The 19897-nt window shown below is 34.6% G+C and carries 13 protein-coding genes and 2 pseudogenes; 7 read left to right on the top strand and 8 right to left on the bottom strand.

Annotated elements, in window-relative coordinates:
- The first annotated feature begins 46 nt into the window (after nt 1–46).
- Nucleotides 47–1015 (top strand): sugar phosphate isomerase/epimerase family protein, encoded by a 969-nt coding sequence (locus tag IDG45_RS03090; RefSeq protein WP_000766048.1) that lies wholly within the window; start codon nt 47–49, stop codon nt 1013–1015.
- Nucleotides 1016–1372: 357 nt separating this feature from the next.
- Here IDG45_RS03090 and IDG45_RS03085 read toward each other — a convergent pair whose 3' ends face one another.
- On the bottom strand, nt 1373–1867 hold the full coding sequence (locus tag IDG45_RS03085) for an isoprenylcysteine carboxyl methyltransferase family protein (RefSeq protein ID WP_000603755.1): 495 nt from the start codon (nt 1865–1867) through the stop codon (nt 1373–1375).
- A 232-nt stretch (nt 1868–2099) separates the two neighbouring features.
- On the opposite strand from IDG45_RS03085, the gene uhpT reads away from it, so the two are divergent.
- On the top strand, nt 2100–3479 hold the full coding sequence (gene uhpT / locus IDG45_RS03080; RefSeq protein ID WP_001008722.1) for a hexose-6-phosphate:phosphate antiporter UhpT: 1380 nt from the start codon (nt 2100–2102) through the stop codon (nt 3477–3479).
- Between the two features lie 358 nt (nt 3480–3837).
- On the opposite strand, the gene hptR is transcribed toward uhpT, so the two are convergent.
- Genes hptR through hptA form a run of 3 tightly spaced genes read right to left on the bottom strand, consistent with a single transcriptional unit; the run spans nt 3838 to nt 7110 of the window.
- Entirely contained in the window at nt 3838–4596 is a 759-nt protein-coding gene (gene hptR, locus IDG45_RS03075) for a response regulator transcription factor HptR (protein ID WP_000477521.1), read from the bottom strand.
- Nucleotides 4589–6145 (bottom strand): hexose phosphate transport sensor histidine kinase HptS, encoded by a 1557-nt coding sequence (gene hptS, locus IDG45_RS03070; protein WP_000127994.1) that lies wholly within the window; start codon nt 6143–6145, stop codon nt 4589–4591. The genes hptR and hptS overlap by 8 nt, the downstream gene beginning before the upstream one ends.
- Nucleotides 6142–7110 carry a hexose phosphate-binding lipoprotein HptA gene (hptA, locus tag IDG45_RS03065; protein WP_000837098.1) on the bottom strand — a complete coding sequence of 323 codons (969 nt, stop codon included), beginning with the start codon at nt 7108–7110 and terminating at the stop codon, nt 6142–6144. The genes hptS and hptA overlap by 4 nt, the downstream gene beginning before the upstream one ends.
- 587 nt (nt 7111–7697) lie before the next feature.
- On the opposite strand from hptA, the gene pflB reads away from it, so the two are divergent.
- From pflB to IDG45_RS03050, 4 genes and pseudogenes are all read left to right on the top strand, one after another.
- Entirely contained in the window at nt 7698–9947 is a 2250-nt protein-coding gene (gene pflB / locus IDG45_RS03060) for a formate C-acetyltransferase (protein ID WP_000894660.1), read from the top strand.
- A gap of 22 nt (nt 9948–9969) precedes the next feature.
- The gene (pflA, locus tag IDG45_RS03055; RefSeq protein WP_000911657.1) at nt 9970–10725 is read left to right on the top strand and encodes a pyruvate formate-lyase-activating protein; all 756 of its coding nucleotides are present in this window, start codon (nt 9970–9972) and stop codon (nt 10723–10725) included.
- 103 nt (nt 10726–10828) lie between these two features.
- Nucleotides 10829–11009, top strand: a pseudogene (locus IDG45_RS14050) (hypothetical protein).
- A 50-nt stretch (nt 11010–11059) separates the two neighbouring features.
- The gene (locus IDG45_RS03050; RefSeq protein WP_000822609.1) at nt 11060–12823 is read left to right on the top strand and encodes a glycerophosphodiester phosphodiesterase; all 1764 of its coding nucleotides are present in this window, start codon (nt 11060–11062) and stop codon (nt 12821–12823) included.
- 163 nt (nt 12824–12986) lie between these two features.
- Here IDG45_RS03050 and IDG45_RS03045 read toward each other — a convergent pair whose 3' ends face one another.
- Nucleotides 12987–13331, bottom strand: a complete 345-nt coding sequence (locus IDG45_RS03045) for a complement inhibitor SCIN family protein (protein WP_000211600.1) — start codon at nt 13329–13331, stop codon at nt 12987–12989.
- Between the two features lie 189 nt (nt 13332–13520).
- Here IDG45_RS03045 and coa point away from each other — a divergent pair, with 189 nt between their 5' ends.
- Complete coding sequence (coa, locus tag IDG45_RS14150; RefSeq protein ID WP_047213093.1) at nt 13521–15698, top strand: staphylocoagulase; 2178 nt, start codon at nt 13521–13523, stop codon at nt 15696–15698.
- 181 nt (nt 15699–15879) lie between these two features.
- On the opposite strand, the pseudogene IDG45_RS03035 reads toward coa, so the two are convergent.
- The 3 genes and pseudogenes from IDG45_RS03035 to fadB form a co-directional block, all read right to left on the bottom strand.
- Nucleotides 15880–15984, bottom strand: a pseudogene (locus tag IDG45_RS03035) (hypothetical protein); the annotation flags it as partial.
- 298 nt (nt 15985–16282) lie between these two features.
- Entirely contained in the window at nt 16283–17467 is a 1185-nt protein-coding gene (locus IDG45_RS03030; RefSeq protein ID WP_001154627.1) for a thiolase family protein, read from the bottom strand.
- Nucleotides 17468–17496: 29 nt separating this feature from the next.
- Entirely contained in the window at nt 17497–19758 is a 2262-nt protein-coding gene (gene fadB / locus IDG45_RS03025) for a 3-hydroxyacyl-CoA dehydrogenase/crotonase FadB (protein WP_000154527.1), read from the bottom strand.
- Nucleotides 19759–19897: the final 139 nt, after the last annotated feature.

The raw sequence follows: 19897 nt of genomic DNA, 5'->3' as shown, positions 1-19897 counted from the left end.
ATATATAATACAAAATTCTCAATATAAAAAGAAGGAGTGCTTTTCAATGAAATTAGGTGTATTTTCAGTATTATTTTACGATAAAAATTTTGAAGATATGTTAGATTATGTCGCAGAATCTGGATTGGATATGATTGAAGTTGGAACAGGTGGTAACCCAGGAGATAAATTTTGTAAGTTAGATGAGTTGTTAGAAAATGAAGATAAGCGACAAGCATTTATGAAGTCAATCACAGACAGAGGCTTACAAATAAGTGGTTTCAGTTGTCATAACAATCCAATTTCTCCAGATCCGACAGAAGCGAAAGAAGCGGATGAAACGTTACGTAAAACAATCCGTTTAGCAAATCTATTAGACGTGCCAGTTGTTAATACATTTTCTGGCATTGCAGGATCAGATGATACTGCTAAAAAGCCTAATTGGCCTGTTACACCTTGGCCAACAGCCTACTCTGAAATTTATGATTATCAGTGGAATGAAAAGTTGATACCATATTGGCAAGATTTAGCTGAGTTTGCAAAAGAGCAAGATGTAAAAATTGCCATAGAGTTGCATGCAGGATTTTTAGTTCATACACCATATACGATGTTGAAGTTGCGTGAGGCTACAAATGAATATATCGGTGCTAACTTAGATCCTAGTCATTTATGGTGGCAAGGTATTGACCCAATTGCTGCGATTCGCATATTAGGCCAAGCAAATGCAATTCATCACTTCCATGCTAAAGATACGTATATTAATCAAGAAAATGTAAATATGTATGGCCTAACTGATATGCAACCATATGGTAACGTTGCAACAAGAGCATGGACATTCCGTACAGTTGGTTATGGACATAGTCCATATGTATGGGCAGATATCATAAGCCAACTTATTATTAATGGATATGATTATGTATTAAGTATTGAACATGAAGATCCTATTATGTCAGTAGAAGAAGGTTTCCAAAAAGCTTGTCAAACTTTGAAATCTGTTAATATTTACGATAAGCCAGCAGACATGTGGTGGGCATAATATGAACTCGAGGTTAGTCTGAAGTTTGTCTGAAGTAAGACTGGTGGCAGTGTTGGATAAATGCATATGTCGCCAAGCCATTGCCAAAAATTTCATACCTTAAATCAAGTCATTGTTTGTAAAGAAGGTGTACTTTATATAAGTATATAGCGATGGTCATACCCATTCACAGTAACAATCCTCACCATTGAAAAGAGTATATAACCTTTTCAATGGTGAGGTATATGATAATAAAAAAGCCTGTTGTCACAATGGTCATAGACACGACATACTTTAAAGGTTTCTGAATAAAATATTTCAGAACGTACTTTAAAGATGGACGTCGATGGCGACTAATGTGATGACAGGCTTTCATTTTTAAATATTCATTAATTTCTCTTCTTGTTTAATACGTACATATAAGAAATACGCATACGGTACTAATAAAATAGTTGTATATGTTGCGTGTGTTAATAATAATACACCGATTAATTCAGGAATGATGTTTAAGAAGTAATTTGGGTGTTTTGTAATTTTATATAATCCAGATTTAATAATAGGATGGTTAGGTAAAATGAATAATTTTAATGTCCAAATACCACCTAAAGTTTTAATAACCATAAATAACATGATATAAGCAAAGATTAATATAACTAAGCCAATACCATTTGCAAAGCTAAATGTATCTTTATTAATAAATGCCTCTACACCAGCCAATACATAAATTAAAACGTGTGTTATTGCTAAAAACTTCGAATTTTTAACGCCATATTCAACTGCACCGTCTGCTTTTAATTGTTTTGAGTGATTAATAGATATCTTTAAGCTGACAAGTCTGATACAGAAAAAGATAAGTAATATAGATAGAATCATGATGTCCTCCGTCATTATGTCATATGTATAAGCGTTGATTTTGACAACATAAAGTATTTTATAGATAAAGCTTGTCAAATACTATTAACTATTTATTAATTTTAGTACATAAATATGTTTCTAAGTATGTGTTTATGTTCAGTATTTTGGATAATTTAATAATTTTAAGGATATTAAGCGCTTACACCGACGTGATATATTTGGCTTAACGAAAATGATTGAGGTGACAGAGATGAACTTTTTTGATATCCATAAGATTCCGAACAAAGGCATTCCATTATCGGTACAACGTAAATTATGGCTTAGAAACTTCATGCAAGCTTTCTTCGTAGTGTTCTTTGTTTATATGGCTATGTATTTAATTCGAAACAACTTTAAGGCGGCACAACCGTTTTTAAAAGAGGAAATTGGATTATCTACATTAGAACTTGGTTATATCGGATTAGCATTTAGTATCACGTATGGTTTAGGGAAAACATTACTTGGATATTTTGTCGATGGACGTAACACAAAACGTATTATCTCATTCTTACTTATCTTATCTGCGATTACAGTTTTAATTATGGGATTTGTTTTAAGTTACTTTGGTTCTGTAATGGGATTATTAATTGTACTTTGGGGACTTAACGGGGTGTTCCAATCAGTTGGTGGACCTGCAAGTTATTCAACGATTTCAAGATGGGCGCCAAGAACGAAACGTGGCCGATATTTAGGATTCTGGAATACATCACATAATATCGGTGGTGCCATTGCAGGTGGTGTTGCACTTTGGGGTGCTAATGTATTCTTCCATGGAAATGTTATAGGAATGTTCATTTTCCCATCGGTGATTGCATTACTTATTGGTATCGCAACATTATTTATCGGAAAAGATGATCCAGAAGAATTAGGATGGAATCGTGCTGAAGAAATTTGGGAAGAGCCGGTCGATAAAGAAAATATTGATTCTCAAGGTATGACGAAATGGGAGATCTTTAAAAAATATATCCTGGGAAATCCTGTTATATGGATTCTATGTGTTTCAAACGTCTTTGTATACATTGTACGAATCGGTATTGATAACTGGGCACCGTTATATGTGTCAGAGCATTTACACTTTAGTAAAGGCGATGCAGTTAATACGATATTCTACTTTGAAATTGGTGCTTTAGTTGCAAGTTTATTATGGGGCTACGTATCAGACTTATTAAAAGGTCGTCGTGCAATTGTAGCTATTGGCTGTATGTTTATGATTACATTTGTTGTCTTATTCTACACAAATGCTACAAGTGTAATGATGGTTAACATTTCATTGTTTGCATTAGGTGCGTTAATCTTTGGTCCGCAATTATTAATTGGTGTATCATTGACTGGTTTTGTTCCTAAAAATGCCATCAGTGTAGCAAACGGAATGACAGGTTCATTCGCGTATCTATTCGGTGACTCAATGGCAAAAGTTGGTTTGGCGGCTATTGCTGATCCAACACGTAACGGTTTAAACATCTTTGGATATACATTAAGTGGATGGACAGATGTTTTCATCGTCTTCTATGTTGCATTATTCCTAGGCATGATTTTATTAGGAATCGTTGCTTTCTATGAAGAAAAGAAAATTAGAAGTTTAAAAATCTAATATCAATCGGATTAAAAGTATCGCCAATTTATTGCAGTATAGTTGGCAATCCTGCCCCGATGGCATGTGCGTGAAGAGATGAAAGATACTGCTTCTACCCTTGCAAATATATCATCTCTATGTCTCGGGGCAGATCATAATTCCCTGTTATGAAGTATCCTTATTTGCCCGACTTAGGGTGACTCAATGAATTTACTCCTTACAATAAAGACATATAGCGGTGTCAATATTGTAGGGAGTATTGTTTTATATTTAAACTTTCTAAAAAGCGGACTGAAAGAAAAGTGAAAACTTCTCTATCAGTCCGCTTTTTCATAGAACAAAATGGATGCGCCATAATCATTAGTTATTTGTTAATCTATTTTGCTTGCTTACAATAATCACTTGGCGACATTTGTAAATATTTTTTAAAATGATAGCTAAACATTTTATACTCTGAAAAGCCTACTTTGTCTGCAATTTCATAGTGCTTATAATGTCGATCTAACAATTGCAGAGATTGTAAAATACGATAGCGATTTAAATAATCGACAATTGTAATACCAACATGATCTTTAAATGTTCGCATCGCATACGATTCACTAACATCGATATGTTGAATTAAATCTGAAACAGTCACTTTCGTTTGATAAGATTGCTTAATTTGATCAACAATCTGATTTACATAATAATCATCGTATTCTACTTTTAATAATGGTTGGAAGGCATCATGACAAGATGCTAAGCTACGGCCGTTCTGTGATTGTTGCTCTAATAAGGTACGGACAAGTCTTCCTAAAATAACTTCTAATTGCGCATGGTCCACTGGTTTTAATAAATAATCAAGAACATGATGTTGAATGCCGGCTTTCATATATTCAAAGTCATCGTAACTCGATAATATGATGACATTACAATCTAGATGCGCAATATCATTGAGTAAATCGACGCCATTTTTACGTGGCATACGAATATCAGTAATTACTAATTCTGGCTGATGTTGTTGAATTAGTGATAATGCTTCAACACCATCTTTAGCAGTGTATATTGTATTGAAATGATAGTCTCCCCAAGGAATGATTTGCTTTAAACCTTCTCGAATAATTCGCTCATCATCACAAATAACTACCTTAAACATCTACATTCCCCCTTGAAAGTGGTATTTTATAACAAATTAACGTACCTTGATTACGCTTTGAAAAAATATGGAGTCGTGCATGTGAACCATATTGAATCATTGCTTTATTGTGTAAATGATTTAATCCCAAATGCTTAGTATCAAATACATCATTATTAAGAGATTGGCGTACATATTGCAGGCGAGATGACGACATCCCAATACCATTGTCGCAAACTAAAACATGTAAATTCTGACGTGCCAATGTCAGGCGTATAGTAATGTCCAGTGACTCAGTATCTCTACCATGTTTAATAGCATTTTCTATGAGTGGCTGAAGCATCATTTTACCAATTGTCTGGTGACGCGCTTCTTCAGAACTTTCGATATGGAGCTTAATCATGTCATCAAAACGGATGTTTTGTATCGCAACATACTGTTCAATGTAGTTCAACTCTTCGTTTAATTCCACTGTATGTGAGTTTGTACGTAATGAGTAACGTAACATTTGCGATAATTGTTGGACCACAGTTTGTGCTAATTTCGGAGATAACGTAATTAAATATTGTATTGTTTGCATCGTATTGAATAGGAAATGAGGCTGGAATTGGCGTTCTATTTCCTTTAACTGAATATCACGCAAGCGACGTTCTGTATGCTCGATAGAATGGATCAGTTGCTCATTTGATTCAAATAAATCGTAAATATAATTATTAATTTCTTCTAGTTCACTGTTGTTTTTTAAAGGCGTATATGTACCTAGATGACGATTTTTGGCATAGTAAATTTTTTGAATAATCGTTTCGATATCTTTTGTTTGTCGTTTAGCCATATTATCTGCACTAATGAAACCAAATATTACTAGTAAAACAAGAACTACAGCCATAACAATTAACAACGTGATACCATCTTCAATGTTTTCATGGATATCTTTATAAATAATGAGACGATGGTCAGCATGGTTTAATTTTACAGATTCATTCATAAATCCGAATTGTTGTGGTCTATACTTTTCACCTATAGTAAAACGGTCATCGTTGGCGTATAAAATATTGTCATACTGATCAACGATAAGTGCGAATTGTCGGCTATCTTTCTTGATTTCACTTAAACGTGGGGTGTTAGCCATATAAATTTTAAGCATATATGTACTATTTTTGAATTTAAGCCGATGCGTTGAAAATAAATACATATTTTTAGTGTTTAAATGTTCATAATTATTGGTTATAAACTGATTTGGTCCAGATAACTCATAATAAAGTGTTGCGGGCTGTTGGTGTATTAATTTTAATAATTCACGTTTTGTAGCGGTAACATCATGATGATTTGTTAAATCGAGCTCTTGAAACGAATTATTATGTTGTGTAATAAATGTCTGAATCTGCTTTTCAGTATGATGTAAAGATGACTGACTTTCATCAACATGTTGATGAATCGTACGATGCTCAATCCAAATATAAATGGCATAGAAGCTTACTAGTCCAATAATAATGACTAGAAATACTGGAAAAATAGTAGACGCAAATAACGATCGTCTCAACTGATGTCTATAAGGTTTGTATGCCGTCATTGAATCATCTCCAAAAATTTATGATGTGGAATGTCCGGTAATTTAGATTTCGGTATTAAAGGTATGTTCTTAAGATTTTCGATAGACTGATCGCTTTGTTCACTAACATCCTTTCGAATTGACTTGGCATCGAACTCTGCAACTAATCGCTGCTGTACTGAGCGGCTTGTTAAATATTGTACTAACTTTTTACGCTTAGGATGAGGGTGTGCATTTTTAACTAAAGCAATACCATCAACATTTAACATTGTTCCTTCAATTGGATAAACGATTGATACAGGATAACCTTTGTTTTTCCATGTGCGTGCATCTTGTTCGTAGCTTAGACCTGCGTAATATTTACCTTTAGCAACATCTTCAATGACTTTAGACGTCTTTGACAGTTGCATCGCGTGGTCTTGGAATTGATGCACATCACTTACTCGATGATGCATGCTATAAATAGCACGCATATGTTGATAGCCTGTCGTTGTTGTATTTGGATTTGAGTACGCAATTTTACCTTTAAGTATAGGTTGTAATAAATCTTGATAACCTCGAATCTTAATATCTCCTTGTAAATCTGAATTAACTACTATAACTGTTGGCATTAATAGAAAACTAGTAACATATTTATTGTTCGAGCGATAATCCTCTAATTGCTGTGTTACAGATATATCTTGATAGGGAACAAAATCTTCTGGATGATCAATTGTTTCTGACAACACACCACCCATAAAGACATCACCACGCTCCGAAAGATCTTCATTATGCAAGTTTGAAAGCAGTACTTGAGTAGATCCGTGTTTGATTTCAATTTTGACATGCTCTTGTTTTTCAAAATCATTTAAAATTGGACGAATCAAGTTTGATTGATACGGAGAATAAACTGTTAATACATTTTTATCTGATTCAGAGTGACGCGTATTAGCGCATGCTGATAAAAAAATGAGAAATAATAGCAAGATATAAATTTTTGATTTCATGATATCCCATCAATTCTATGTATATTTTAATACAATAATTTTAGCAATAAATGACGCATAAGTAATGTTAAATATTTAGAAATGTTTATAGATGACTTGTTAAGACGTTGCAAATGTTGTGATAGCACATAATTTTTGTTTGTCAAGACGACTTACCGAGGCTGAAAAATCAAACTGTTATATTTTATTTGAAGCTGTTATATAAAAATTGGCAAGATATTGAACGGTTCAAAAGTAAATTTTTACGTCAATAAAAGTATTTAATCCTGTCTCTTCATATATAAAAGTAAATCTTTCTAAGTATTGATTTAACGCTTATTAACAATCATTTTTTATAAACAAATATATCCACCTAAATTAACTTTTAAAGCAATGAAAATAGTGAACATTATAACTGTTGTGTAACAGAATGCAATTAGCATATTACTGTTACACAAATTAGTACAGTTTCTATGTTTTGACATACATTTGATGAAAATTGTACATAATTTATGTGAAAAAAATCACAACAAACATGCTACAATGACTATGAAAACGTTAACATAGCATTTCAAATTCACAACATTATACAGATGGAGGCGTTTAGTATGTTAGAAACAAATAAAAATCATGCAACAGCTTGGCAAGGATTTAAAAATGGAAGATGGAACAGACACGTAGATGTAAGAGAGTTTATCCAATTAAACTACACTCTTTATGAAGGTAATGATTCATTTTTAGCAGGACCAACAGAAGCAACTTCTAAACTTTGGGAACAAGTAATGCAGTTATCGAAAGAAGAACGTGAACGTGGCGGCATGTGGGATATGGACACGAAAGTAGCTTCAACAATCACATCTCATGATGCTGGTTATTTAGACAAAGATTTAGAAACAATTGTAGGTGTACAAACTGAAAAGCCATTCAAACGTTCAATGCAACCATTCGGTGGTATTCGTATGGCGAAAGCAGCTTGTGAAGCTTACGGTTACGAATTAGACGAAGAAACTGAAAAAATCTTTACAGATTATCGTAAAACACATAACCAAGGTGTATTCGATGCATATTCTAGAGAAATGTTGAACTGCCGTAAAGCAGGTGTAATCACTGGTTTACCTGATGCATACGGACGTGGACGTATTATCGGTGACTATCGTCGTGTAGCTTTATATGGTGTAGATTTCTTAATGGAAGAAAAAATGCACGACTTCAACACGATGTCTACAGAAATGTCAGAAGATGTAATTCGTTTACGTGAAGAATTATCAGAACAATATCGTGCATTAAAAGAATTAAAAGAACTTGGACAAAAATATGGTTTCGATTTAAGCCGTCCAGCAGAAAACTTCAAAGAAGCAGTTCAATGGTTATACTTAGCATACCTTGCTGCAATTAAAGAACAAAACGGTGCAGCAATGAGTTTAGGTCGTACATCAACATTCTTAGATATCTATGCTGAACGTGACCTTAAAGCAGGTGTTATTACTGAAAGCGAAGTTCAAGAAATTATTGACCACTTCATCATGAAATTACGTATTGTTAAATTTGCTCGTACACCTGATTACAATGAATTATTCTCTGGAGACCCAACTTGGGTAACTGAATCTATCGGTGGTGTAGGTATTGACGGACGTCCACTTGTTACGAAAAACTCATTCCGTTTCTTACACTCATTAGATAACTTAGGTCCAGCACCAGAACCAAACTTAACAGTATTATGGTCAGTACGTTTACCTGACAACTTCAAAACATACTGTGCAAAAATGAGTATTAAAACAAGTTCTATCCAATATGAAAATGATGACATTATGCGTGAAAGCTATGGCGATGACTATGGTATCGCATGTTGTGTATCAGCGATGACAATTGGTAAACAAATGCAATTCTTCGGTGCACGTGCGAACTTAGCTAAAACATTACTTTACGCTATCAATGGTGGTAAAGATGAAAAATCTGGTGCACAAGTTGGTCCAAACTTCGAAGGTATTAACAGCGAAGTATTAGAATATGACGAAGTATTCAAGAAATTTGATCAAATGATGGATTGGCTAGCAGGTGTTTACATTAACTCATTAAATGTTATTCACTACATGCACGATAAATACAGCTATGAACGTATTGAAATGGCATTACATGATACAGAAATTGTACGTACAATGGCAACAGGTATCGCTGGTTTATCAGTAGCAGCTGACTCATTATCTGCAATTAAATATGCACAAGTTAAACCAATTCGTAACGAAGAAGGTCTTGTAGTAGACTTTGAAATCGAAGGCGACTTCCCTAAATACGGTAACAATGACGACCGTGTAGATGATATCGCAGTTGATTTAGTAGAACGCTTTATGACTAAATTACGTAGTCATAAAACATATCGTGATTCAGAACATACAATGAGTGTATTAACAATTACTTCAAACGTTGTATACGGTAAGAAAACTGGTAACACACCAGACGGACGTAAAGCTGGCGAACCATTTGCACCAGGTGCAAACCCAATGCATGGCCGTGACCAAAAAGGTGCATTATCTTCATTAAGTTCTGTAGCTAAGATCCCTTACGATTGCTGTAAAGATGGTATTTCAAATACATTCAGTATCGTACCAAAATCATTAGGTAAAGAACCAGAAGATCAAAACCGTAACTTAACTAGTATGTTAGATGGTTACGCAATGCAATGTGGTCACCACTTAAATATTAACGTATTTAACCGTGAAACATTAATAGATGCAATGGAACATCCAGAAGAATATCCACAGTTAACAATCCGTGTATCTGGTTACGCTGTTAACTTCATTAAATTAACACGTGAACAACAATTAGATGTAATTTCTCGTACATTCCATGAAAGTATGTAACAAAATTTAAGGTGGGAGCACTATGCTTAAGGGACACTTACATTCTGTCGAAAGTTTAGGTACTGTCGATGGACCGGGATTAAGATATATATTATTTACACAAGGATGCTTACTTAGATGCTTGTATTGCCACAATCCAGATACTTGGAAAATTAGTGAGCCATCAAGAGAAGTCACAGTTGATGAAATGGTGAATGAAATATTACCATACAAACCATACTTTGATGCATCTGGTGGCGGTGTAACAGTCAGTGGTGGCGAACCATTGTTACAAATGCCATTCTTAGAAAAATTATTTGCAGAATTAAAAGAAAATGGTGTGCACACTTGCTTAGACACATCGGCTGGATGTGCTAATGATACAAAAGCATTTCAAAGGCATTTTGAAGAATTACAAAAACATACAGACTTGATATTATTAGATATAAAACATATTGATAATGACAAACATATTAGATTGACAGGAAAGCCTAATACACACATCCTTAACTTCGCGCGCAAACTGTCAGATATGAAACAACCTGTATGGATTCGACATGTCCTTGTGCCTGGTTATTCTGATGATAAAGACGATTTAATTAAACTAGGGGAATTTATTAATTCTCTTGATAACGTCGAGAAGTTTGAAATTCTGCCATATCATCAGTTAGGTGTTCATAAGTGGAAAACATTGGGCATTGCATATGAATTAGAAGATGTCGAAGCGCCCGATGATGAAGCTGTTAAAGCAGCCTACCGTTATGTTAACTTCAAAGGGAAAATTCCCGTTGAATTATAAATACAATTCAGACCGAAAAGAAAGCATATGTAACTTCAAGAGTGAAGGGACATATGCTTCTTTTTCAATTGAGTATAGAGTATTAGCAAGACGTAGTAGGTATATGAGACAACTTCTACAAAGGTTGAAGGAAGACGTTTTTGTAAGTAGCTATGCTGATAAAGAATGTGATGCCTTGTTAAAGGTGGGTTCCAATATCATCATTTAGCTGATGTTGAATGGGTTATTATTTGCTACTTGCATATGAATATGAGTCTTTTCAAATTTTTATTGACCCTGAGTAATGAAAAATATTAAGATGAAACTTAATATTAAAGCAATGCGGAGCGTGATTATGAAGAGAATTAGTAAAGATATATGGGCAGTGTTTAAATTACTGTATCAAAATAAAGGGCGTTTTAGCATTAATGCCTTACTATTGCAGTTAATCATGATTTTTATTAGTAGTACATACTTAATTTTACTATTTAATATGATGTTAAAAGTAGCTGGGCAAAGCCAACTTACGATTAACAATTGGACGGAAATCGTTAGTCATCCTGCCAGTGTGATACTTCTTATTATATTCATATTAAGTGTTGCCTTTCTGATTTATGTAGAGTTTTCATTGTTAGTTTATATGGTTTATGCCGGCTTTGATCGACAAATTATTACATTTAAATCCATTTTTAAAAATGCCTTTGTAAATGTGCGTAAACTCATAGGTGTACCAGTTATTTTCTTTGTCATTTATTTAATGTTAATGATACCCATTGCCAACCTAGGACTAAGTTCAGTATTAACAAAAAATATTTACATACCTAAATTTTTAACGGAAGAACTTATGAAAACGACGAAAGGTATAATCATTTACGGTACCTTTATGATTGCTGTATTTATATTAAACTTTAAATTAATATTTACCTTACCGTTAACGATTTTAAACCGTCAGTCTTTATTTAAAAATATGAGACTAAGTTGGCAAATTACGAAGCGAAATAAGTTTCGACTTGTTATAGAAATAGTTATATTGGAACTCATCATTGGTGCGATTTTAACATTAATTATTTCAGGAGCAACATATCTTGCTATTTGTGTAGATGAAGAAGGAGATAAGTTTTTAGTCTCATCAATTTTATTTGTTGTATTGAAAAGCTCATTGTTCTTCTATTATTTATTTACGAAATTATCATTAATCAGTGTGTTAGTACTGCACTTAAAACAAGAGAATGTATTAGACCAACCGGGCTTAGAATTTAAATACCCAAAACCGAAACGGAAGTCTAGGTTCTTTATAATTTCAATGGTGCTTGCAGTGACATGTTTTATCGGTTATAACATGTATTTACTTTACAATAATACTATCAATACAAATATCTCCATTATTGGCCATCGTGGTTTCGAAGATAAAGGCGTTGAAAATTCTATTCCGTCATTGAAAGCTGCTGCAAAAGCGAATGTCGAATACGTTGAGTTAGATACAATTATGACGAAAGATAAACAATTTGTTGTTAGTCATGATAACAATTTGAAACGTTTAACAGGTGTTAATAAAAATATTTCTGAATCTAATTTCAAAGATGTCGTCGGTTTGAAAATGCGTCAAAATGGACATGAAGCAAAACTTGTATCCTTAGACGAATTTATTGAAACGGCTAAACAATCAAATGTGAAGCTACTAGTAGAGTTAAAGCCACATGGTAAAGAACCAGCAGATTATACACAACGTGTTATTGATATTTTGAAAAAGCATGGTGTTGAACATCAATATCGTGTGATGTCATTGGATTATGATGTGATGACTAAGTTAAAAAAAGAAGCACCATATCTCAAGTGTGGTTATATCATTCCGTTACAGTTTGGTCATTTTAAAGAAACATCATTAGATTTCTTTGTCATCGAAGATTTTTCTTATTCTCCAAGACTTGTTAATCAAGCACACTTGGAAAATAAAGAAGTCTATACTTGGACTATTAACGGCGAAGAAGATTTAACGAAATACTTACAAACCAATGTTGATGGTATTATCACAGATGACCCAGCATTAGCTGATCAGATTAAAGAAGAAAAGAAAGACGAAACATACTTCGATCGTTCTATAAGAATATTATTTGAATAATAAAAACAAAGACCTCTAAAGTTATCATGACGATACTTTCAGAGGTCTTTTTAACGTTGCCTTCTATGGGGTAGGCAATCGTTTCATTCGTTTATAATCATATGACAAGTATTTATAAGGTAATTTGGCGTCACAAACACTTACATGATTTATTGGTGAATTATTAATTGTTTTGTGAATGCAAAGGGTTAGAAATTGAATCGTAAATACTTTCTAATCTATGTTTCGCTTTAGTCATTTGATCCAAATTTTTCGTGCGTATAGCGGATTTAGCAATATAGTGCGCAGCTAAAATATCGCGTTTTTGATAAGCGTCTAAATTTAGGTACGATAATTTATTTAAGTCAGTGTTTGCTATTAATTCATGTAATTGATCTACAAGCGCTTGATGTTGATACGTATGTGATGTAGTTTCAGATTTGCTTGCTAATTTAATACCAGTCGTATCAAGGAGCGCCGCTTTAATACCAGCAACTAAATATGTTTTGATTTTCATTTGTGTTGTCATGCTTTGTTACTCCTTTGATGTACATTAATCAAAAAAATTATACACTATTGTATATTGCAAAGCTAATTAACTATAACAAAAAGATAGTTAATGCTTTGTTTATTCTAGTTAATATATAGTTAATGTCTTTTAATATTTTGTTTCTTTAATGTAGATTGGGCAATTACATTTTGGAGGAATTAAAAAAATATGAAAAAGCAAATAATTTCGCTAGGCGCATTAGCAGTTGCATCTAGCTTATTTACATGGGATAACAAAGCAGATGCGATAGTAACAAAGGATTATAGTAAAGAATCAAGAGTGAATGAGAACAGTAAATATGATTCGCCAATGTCAAATTGGTATTATTGGGGAAAGGTTAAATCCTTGGAGTCACAATTTGCAGATGCAATAGATATTATAGAAGATTATCAATATGGTGAAAAAGAATATAAAGATGCAAAAGATAAACTAATGACTAGAATACTAGGTGAGGACCAATACTTATTAAAGAAAAAAATAGAAGAATATAAACAATATAGAGAAAGATATTTAAAAGCTGGATTAAGTCCTGTGAAATTTTATGATTACAATCTTTATGATTTTACAATGAAAGAATATAATGATATCCATCAGTCTTTAAAAGATGCAGTAGAAGAGTTCTATCAAGAAGTTAAACATATTCAATCAAAGAATTCGGATTTACAAACTTATGATAAGAAAACTGAAGATAAAGAAACTGATAATGTATACTCTTTAGTTAGTGAAATTGATACTATTGTTGCAACATATTATGGAGATAAAAATCATGGAGAGCATGCTAAAGAGTTGAGAGCTAAGCTAGATATTATTCTTGGAGAAGAAAAAAAGCCAAATAGAATAACTAATGAACGTATTAGAAAAGAAATGACTGATGATTTGAATTCTATTATCGATGACTTCTTTATGGAAACTGGGCAAAACAGACCGGTTAAAATCACTAAATATAATCCAAATATTCATAGCCCTAAAGATAACAAAGAAAGCTTCGATAAATTAGTTGAAGAAACGAAAAAAGCAGTTAAAGAAGCAGATGAGTCTTGGAAAACTAAAACTGTCAAAACATACGGTGAAACTGAAACAAAAGCACATGTTGTAAAAGAAGAGAAGAAAGTTGAAGAACCTCAATTACCTAAAGTTGGAAACCAGCAAGAGGATAAAACTACAGTTGGTACAACTGAAAAAGCACCATTACCAATTGCGCAACCACTAGTTAAATTACCACAAATTGGGACTCAAGGTAAAATTGTAGAAGGGCCAAAATACCCAACGATGGAACAGCACACAATCTATGGTGAAATTGTAAAAGGTCCCGACTATCTAACGATGGAAAATAAAACGTTACAAGGTGAAATCGTTCAAGGTCCAGATTTCCCAACAATGGAACAAAACAGACCAGCACTAAGCGATAATTATACAAACCCAACGTTAACGAACCCTATTTTAAAAGGTATTGAAGGAAACTCAACTAATCTTGAAATAAAACCACAAGGTACTGAATCAACGTTGAAAGGTATTCAAGGAGAATCAAGTGATATTGAAGTTAAACCTCAAGCAACTGAAACAACAGAAGCATCACATTATCCAGCGAGACCGCAATTTAACAAAACACCTAAGTATGTGAAATATAGAGATGCTGGTACAGGTATCCGTGAATACAACGATGGAACATTTGGATATGAAGCGAGACCAAGATTCAACAAGCCATCAGAAACAAACGCATACAACGTAATGACAAATCAAGATGGCACAGTATCATACGGCGCCCGCCCAACACAAAACAAGGCATCAGAAACAAACGCATATAACGTAACAACACATGCAAACGGCCAAGTATCATACGGAGCTCGCCCAACACAAAAGAAGCCAAGCGAAACAAATGCATATAACGTAACAACACATGCAAACGGCCAAGTATCATATGGCGCCCGCCCGACATACAAGAAGCCAAGTGAAACAAATGCATATAACGTAACAACACATGCAAATGGCCAAGTATCATATGGGGCTCGCCCAACACAAAACAAGCCAAGCAATACAAACGCATATAACGTAACAACACATGCAAACGGCCAAGTATCATATGGGGCTCGCCCGACACAAAACAAGGCATCAGAAACAAACGCATATAACGTAACAACACATGCAAACGGCCAAGTATCATACGGAGCTCGCCCGACACAAAACAAGCCAAGCGAAACAAACGCATATAACGTAACAACACACGGAAACGGTCAAGTGTCATACGGCGCTCGTCCGACATACAACAAGCCAAGTAAAACAAATGCATACAATGTAACAACACATGCAGATGGTACTGCGACATATGGTCCTAGAGTAACAAAATAAGTTTATAACTCTATCCATAGACATACAGTCAATACAAAACATTACGTATCTTTACAACAGTAATCATGCATTCTATGATGCTTCTAACTGAATTAAAGCATCGAACAATCGAAAGCATATTTCTAAATTATTTATTCATTATAGTCTTAAACATAACATGACCTAATATATTACTAACCTATTAAAATAAACCACGCACATCTATGTGATATACGACAATCACAGCAATAATAATTGCTTTAGAAAGTCGTACCGAACTGGAACTTACAAGTCTAGTTCGAACACACTGATGTGAGTGGTTTTCTTTATTTTAAACATGAACAATCAGATAAGTTACTAGCATTAGCAAATATTATTAAATCAAAGGGCTTCGATTCATAAAATTTAAAACAATGATTAAAATTAGACGTGTAAATGTTAAATTCTAAAACGGAAATACCCGCTATCCTATTAAACCACTATTTTGTTCAATCACTATATTTCACACAGCTTCAATAATAAAACGAAACTGCTTCAATCCGCTTCAAATTCAGCCTACTTCATTCAATAACAAAACGAATCCGCTTCATCCAAAATCAACCATTCTAACGCACATACTCAAATATAGCAGCTGCACCCATACCGACACCAATACACATCGTAACCATGCCGTAACGGCTATCGGGACGTCTACCCATTTCATTAAGTAAACGCGCGGTTAACATTGCGCCTGTAGCACCTAATGGATGACCTAAAGCAATAGCGCCACCATTCACATTCGTACGTGATATATCTAGACCTACTTCTTTAATAGATGCAATCGTTTGAGAAGCAAATGCTTCGTTCAATTCGATCAAATCAATATCTTCAACAGATAGATTGCTGAGTGACAATACTTCAGGAATCGCATATGCAGGCCCAATACCCATAATTTTCGGGTCAACGCCTACTGCCTTATAACCAACGAATCGTGCAATAGGTGTCACGTCGAGTTCTTTCACTTTATCTCCAGACATTAAAACTACAAATCCTGCACCATCAGAAAGTGGGGCAGATGTTCCTGCAGTCACAGTGCCGTCAGCTTTAAATACTGTACGTAATTTGGCTAGTGCCTCCATCGTGGTGTCAGGTCGTATAAATTCATCTTGGTCAAAGATATTTGTGTGTACTTTTGGTCCTGCGTTTGTATATTCAACTGAGTTTACTTGTATTGGAATAATTTCATCTTTGAACCGACCATCACGTTGTGCGTCATAGGCACGTTGATGACTTCTGACAGCATAAGCATCTTGATCTTCGCGTGATACGTCAAATTGGGATGCTACATTTTCAGCAGTTAAACCCATAGGATATGACGCACCTATATCATCATATTGTAAGGTAGGATTGTTTGTGGGCTCGTTGCCACCCATTGGTACGGCACTCATCAATTCAACGCCACCAGCTACAAGTATATCTCCTTGACCAGCCATAATTTGATTGGCTGCAATCGCGATGGTTTGTAATCCTGATGAGCAGTAGCGATTCACTGTTTGACCCGGTACCGTGTCAGATAATCCCGTACGCAATGCAATCGTTCGTGCAATGTTTTGTCCTTGTAATCCTTCTGGAAAAGCCGTACCAACAATGACATCTTCAATCATATTCTTATTGAATTTTCCGTCAATACGTTTCAATACGCCTTGTAATACTTTGGCTGCGACATCATCAGGTCTTTCGTGGAATAATGCGCCTTGCTTTGCTTTCGCTGCGGCTGAACGCCCATAAGCTACAATGTATGCTTCTTGCATGGTTATCATCCTCTCTTAATGACTATCTTTTAATTACGTAATGGCTTACCAGTTTTTAACATATGCGCAATTCTTTCATATGATTTTTTAGATTTTAGTAAGTCAATAAAGCCAATTTTCTCCAACGATTGAATGTAACGTTGATTGATAAATGTGTTTCTTGGTAAATCACCACCCGCTAAAATTGTGGCGATATTTAAGGCGATATGATAATCATGGTCGCTAATAAAATGACCCCGTCTTTGCGCATCTAATTGTCCTTGGATCAATGCTTTGAAGTCTTCGCCTAAAGCGATATATTGATGTCTAGGATTCGGAATATAGTTTGTTTCTGCTTCATATTTCGCACGTTTGAGCGCAACTTCGACACGTTGTGCTGTATTGAAAATAATCGTATCTGTATCACGTAAATAACCATAACGACGTGCCTCAAAGGCATTTGTAGAGACTTTCGCAAATGCGATATTCGTCAGTACTTTTGTCATGGAAGCTTGTTTGTCATCAAACTTATGCGATGTGCGTAATATGCGATCAGCCATTTCTGCAAGGCCACCGCCACTCGGTAATAAGCCAACACCTGCTTCAACAAGACCGATATATGTTTCACTTGCAGCGACAACAATAGGTGAGTAAAGTACAAGCTCACAGCCACCGCCTAAGGCACGACCTTGAACAGCTGTGACTACTGGTTTCAAGCTATACTTCAAACGATTAAAGCTATAATGTAATTTATCAATTGATTGTGCAACGACATCATCTACAAGACCGTCTTCATGCGCCTTTTTCATTAAGAAAAGGTTAGCACCCACACTGAAATTATTACCATCTGCATAAATAACCATACTTGTGTAATGGTCATTTTCCAGTAAATCAATCGCATCAACTAACGCATCGTTGAATTCATCGGTAATGACATTATTTTTACTTTGTAATTTCAATAACAGTTGATCATCATGAGTTACGGAAAGTTTGGCATCACCTTTATCCCAAAGTTCATCTTTTACGAAGTGAGAAACAGGTGTTGCATATTCGATGGTCTCATCTTGTTTATAAAAGCCACCGTCTAAATCACTAATCCATTGTGGTAAGTCTCCAAGTTCGTCTTCCATACGTGTTTTAACACGTTCATATCCCATTGCATCCCATAATTGGAATGGACCAAGTTTCCAGTTGAACCCCCAGACAAGCGCACGGTCTATGTCTCGGAAATCATCGGTAGCTTTAGGTACATTGATAGCAGAGTAATAGAAATTATTACGTAATGTCTCCCATAAAAATAGTCCCGCTTCGTCTTGCGCATTGAATATGACATCAAGGTTATGCACTAAATCTTTATTAAATTCATTCAAAATTGGTAATTGCGGTTGCGATACAGGTACATAATCTTGCTTTTCAACATCGTAAACAAGTCGAGCTTTAGTTTCTTTATCCTTTTTGTAAAATCCTTGTTTCGTTTTACGTCCGAGTGCGCCATTTTCAAACAACGTATTTACAATTTTGACATCATGAAAATAAGGTGTTTCTTCAGGTACTTGTTGCATGCCTTTAATTACAGACACTGCAATATCTAAACCGACTAGGTCAGATAGGGCATATGTACCTGTTTTAGGGCGACCAATCGCTTGCCCAGTTAATGCATCTACATCTACAATGCTTAACTTGTGTTGCTCGGCGCGATACATAATATCATTCATTGTTTGCGTGCCGACTCTATTTGCGACAAAGCCAGGCACATCATTGACGACAATGACACCTTTACCTAACACATTTTGCGCGAAATTTTTTACATCTAATATAATAGATTCCTTCGTGTGTGACGTAGGTATTAACTCCACTAATTTCATAATACGTGGTGGGTTAAAGAAATGTAGACCAAAGAATCGTTCTTGATCCTTCTCGTTAAATGCTTGAGCAATCGCATTAATTGGAATACCTGATGTATTTGTAGCGAATAAAGCATCTTCTTTAGCATGTTGTAGAACTTGTTGCCAAACAGCATGCTTAATTTCAATATCTTCTTTGACTGCTTCGATATATAAATCAGCATCATCATTTACCAAGTCATCATCAAAATTACCATATGTTAAATGACTCGCTAGATTTAAGTCGAATAGTAGCGGTCGTTTCTTATCTGTAATTTTATCGTAAGATTTTTTCGCAATGAGATTTGGATCGTTTTTGTCCACTACAATATCTAATAGTTTTACTTTAAGTCCAGCATTCACAAAGAGTGCTGCCAGTTGAGCGCCCATTGTGCCTGCGCCAAGAACGGTTACTTTATTAATTGTCATAGTGATTCCTCCAATTTAGTTGAGGATAAGATAACCATTAAGATAATTGGAATAACGTTGCTATTTTATAAAATTGATTGAGTATCTTTGACAGTCATCTTAGCCTCTTATTTAAGGAAAAAGCTTTATGCTTAAAATA

It is taken from the genome of Staphylococcus sp. EG-SA-10, from assembly GCF_017151945.1.
In the GTDB taxonomy this organism is placed as follows: Bacteria; Bacillota; Bacilli; order Staphylococcales; family Staphylococcaceae; genus Staphylococcus; species Staphylococcus aureus.
The sequence above is the reverse complement of the archived record's forward strand: the minus strand, read 5'-3'. Positions and strand labels throughout refer to the sequence as shown.